The 3111-nt window shown below is 66.1% G+C and carries 3 protein-coding genes and 1 pseudogene; 3 read left to right on the forward strand and 1 reads right to left on the reverse strand.

Annotated elements, in window-relative coordinates; genetic code table 11:
- The first annotated feature begins 251 nt into the window (after positions 1 to 251).
- Together JNJ68_RS12580 and JNJ68_RS12585 are read left to right on the forward strand one after the other, a co-directional pair.
- Entirely contained in the window at positions 252 to 446 is a 195-nt protein-coding gene (locus JNJ68_RS12580) for a hypothetical protein (RefSeq protein ID WP_294982727.1), read from the forward strand.
- A gap of 50 nt (positions 447 to 496) precedes the next feature.
- A pseudogene (locus JNJ68_RS12585) lies at positions 497 to 795 on the forward strand (transposase); the annotation flags it as partial.
- Between the two features lie 40 nt (positions 796 to 835).
- Here JNJ68_RS12585 and JNJ68_RS12590 read toward each other — a convergent pair.
- Positions 836 to 1882: a hypothetical protein gene (locus tag JNJ68_RS12590; RefSeq protein ID WP_294982728.1), complete on the reverse strand. Its 1047-nt coding sequence runs from the start codon at positions 1880 to 1882 to the stop codon at positions 836 to 838.
- A gap of 162 nt (positions 1883 to 2044) precedes the next feature.
- Here JNJ68_RS12590 and JNJ68_RS12595 point away from each other — a divergent pair, with 162 nt between their 5' ends.
- Positions 2045 to 3088 carry a tyrosine-type recombinase/integrase gene (locus tag JNJ68_RS12595; protein WP_294982729.1) on the forward strand — a complete coding sequence of 348 codons (1044 nt, stop codon included), beginning with the start codon at positions 2045 to 2047 and terminating at the stop codon, positions 3086 to 3088.
- Positions 3089 to 3111 lie beyond the last annotated feature (23 nt).

A 3111-nucleotide genomic window follows, 5' to 3' on the forward strand; every position in this document is an offset into this window, starting at 1 on the left:
TTAAGTCCTTCGTCTCCGCGTCGGCAACGCTCGAAGGTATTGAGGTCGCAAACATGATCCGCAAGGGCCAGGTGACACCCGGACTCTGCCCATTTGCCCAATTCGCCGCTCTGGCTGCCTAACAGAAGAAATTCAAAGACCTTTTCCTCTCAACACAGAAGTTCGCGACAAAACCCGTTCACGGAACCGATTGCGGCACGCGCCGAATGTCCTGCACCAGAAGCACGAAGGCCGGAAAGAAGGTTACCTAAATGGTGATCCAGAGCGTCACCGAAATCCCGCGCCCCAGCATCAGTACCGGAAGCGTCGTAAAGAAAACCAGCGGCATGGATTGCGTGACCAACGCTATGGGCAGAAAGGCACGGGTAAAGGCCGGCATCATGCGCGATGAGATGGTCAGCAGGAAGGCAAAGACTGCTCTGCCCCCTGAGACCTGGATCGTTTGAGGCTGGAGTTTTCCGCTAGATTTCCCCGGCTGAGAGAGGAGCGGAATCGCATGAAAGCATCGAAGTACACGGAGGTGCAGAAGGCGTTCATCCTTAGGCAGGGCGAAGAAGACACGCCGGTGGCGGATATCTTCCGCAAGGCGGGGATCAGCCAGGCGACCTACTTCAGCTGGAAGAAGCGATATGGCGGGCTTCTGCCGGATGAGATGTGCTGCTTGAAGGCGCTGGAGGACGAGAACAGCCGGCTGAAGAAGATCGTGGCCGACCTCACTCTGGATCGTGAGATGTTGCGGGACGTCATTCGCCGAAACCTCTGAAGCCTGGTCGGATACGCGAGCTGGTTCGCGGGATTGGTGGCATGAAGGCAATAAGGGCGCCGGAAACCAGCCTCACAGCTTGGCCGCCCAGACCCGGAAGCGCCCCTGCCCTGTCACCTCCCGCACCAGCCCGCGGGCCACCAGCACATCCAGGTTGCGCTGAACCGCCGCTCGGCTGGCCCTTGTCTCGGCCTCGGCCTGCGGGGCGGCAAGCATCGGGTGAGCCGCCAGCGCCGCAATCAGCTTGGCCGGGGTGCGACCTGACAGATCGGCGGTCTCGGCCAGGGCGCGCGACTGCCAGGCAGACAGCCGCTCCAGCCGCATCAGCGCCGCCAGCACCGCCCGATGCGCGCCGGCGATCCAGCCCGCCAGCCGCGCCTCGGGGCTGCCACTGGCCGTAAGGGCAGAGAACCCGGTCAGGCTCAGCGGCAGGAAAGGCAAGGCGCCCTGCCCCGCCGCCAGCCGCATGCCGATGACCGCCGCCTCCAGCCCGCGCAGATGGTCGGGGCGCTCGTCGAGGCTGCGCCACAGGTGGAACAGCGCCGCCCCCCGCGTCCATGCGCTGCAGCCCGACAGCGGCGCCAGCGTGGCCGCGACGTCGCCAAGCAGTTCGGGATCGGCGCGGCCCTCTTCGCCCAGCGTGGCCTCCAGCAGCGCTGCCAGCCCCCTGCCCGGCCCGGCCCCCTGCCCCGCCGGTGCCATCAGCCGTCGGGCCGCCCAGGCGGTGCGGATTAACCCCTCGCCGCCCTCCTCCGCCGCCCCGATCCGATAACTCAGCCACAACGCCAGCCGATCGCCGGTGATCCGGTCGCCCGCCCACCAGCTCAAGCTTGACGCCTCGTCCAGCGCCAGCCGTCGCACCGCCCCCGGCCCCGCCATGACCAGCCGTTCCGCCAGTCGCCCGGCATCGAAGGCCAGGTCCGCCAGATCGGCCGCCAGCGCCGCTTCTGCCGCTCGCCAGCCGGCCGCATCGACCAGCGAGGCCCTCTCGGACCGCGGCAAGGGCGCCAGATCGCTCCCTGCGGGATCTTCTGCCTCGTCATCAGGCAGGAACCAGGGCGCTTCGGTCCCGGCCAGATCGAAAGGCCCGGGCAGAATGAGGTCATCCTCAATAGTCAATCGCGATCGCGGCGCCATATGCGCAGAATGCTGTGCTTTTGCAGATTACTCAAGCGTCCGTGGACGAGATGCGTTAAACACGATAAGTCCGCCTTATCATGGGTGTTGAAATTGGGCCGGAAAGGGCGCATCCTGGCCCGTGAAACCCTCGAGGAATGGCCGATGACCACCCTTGCCCTGCCCTCCTACGCCCAGTTGTCCGAGGCCGACGAAGCCGCGCTGACCGAGCTTTACCGCCGCGGCACGCCGCCCAACACGCTGCGCGCCTGGGAGCGCGATCTGGCCTATGTCGCGGCCTGGAAGATGGCGGCCTTCGGCCGGCCGCTGGCCTGGCCCGAAGAGGAAAAGGTGGCGCTGCGCTTCATCCTGGACCATGCGCAGGACCTCAGCGAGCGGCCCGGTCCGGCACAGGACGTGGCGCTGGAGCTGATCGCGATCGGGCTGCGGGTGGCACTGACCTGCCCTGCCCCGGCCACGCTCGACCGCCGCATCGCGTCTTGGCAGGCCTTTCATCGTATGCGAAATCTTGCGTCACCGTTCTCCGCACCTCTGGTGCAACAAGCGAGGCAAAAGGCGCGCAGAGCGAATGCCAGGCCTCGGGTTCCTAAGTCCCCGAAACCTGTAACCCGCGACATCCTGGAAGCGCTGCTTGCCACTTGCGACGACAGCATGCGCGGGATCCGTGATCGGGCGATGCTGATGCTGGCCTTCGGTTCGGGTGGGCGGCGCCGGTCGGAAGTGTCGGCCCTGAACGTCGAGGACATTGGGCGCGACGACTTCACCGCAAAAGGCCTGCTTTGGATCCGGCTCCTTGAGACGAAGACGACAAAGAAGGACCAGGCGCCGAGGCTGCCTCTGAAAGGTCGGGCCGCGCGGGCAGTTTTGCACTGGCTGGAGGTCGCGGGGATGACCGCGGGGCCGCTGTTCCGACCAGTTAGCAAGTCGGACCGGCCCCTGCGCCGTCGGTTGGCCTCGGATGCGCTGCGGACCATCCTTCGTTACCGGCTCCATCTGGCCGGCTTGCCGGTGGATTTTGCGACGCCGCATGGGCTCCGTGCCGGGTTTCTGACGCAGGCGGCTCTGGACGGCGCCCCCCTCGCCGCCGCCATGAAACTGAGCCTGCATCGCTCGGCCGTCCAAGCCCAGAAATACTACGCCGATGTCGAGATCAGCGAGAACCCGGCTGCATGTCTGCTGGGGGACTGAGCGCGGCCAACCGGTCGTTTATT

Origin of the sequence: Tabrizicola sp. (genome assembly GCF_016793705.1) — a bacterium.
In the GTDB taxonomy this organism is placed as follows: Bacteria; Pseudomonadota; Alphaproteobacteria; order Rhodobacterales; family Rhodobacteraceae; genus Tabrizicola.

Excerpts from the sequence above, each read along its gene's own strand:
- JNJ68_RS12595 (WP_294982729.1), top strand. The coding sequence starts at position 2,045 with ATGACCACCCTTGCCCTGCCCTCCTACGCCCAGTTGTCCGAGGCCGAC.
- JNJ68_RS12580 (WP_294982727.1), top strand. The coding sequence starts at position 252 with ATGGTGATCCAGAGCGTCACCGAAATCCCGCGCCCCAGCATCAGTACC.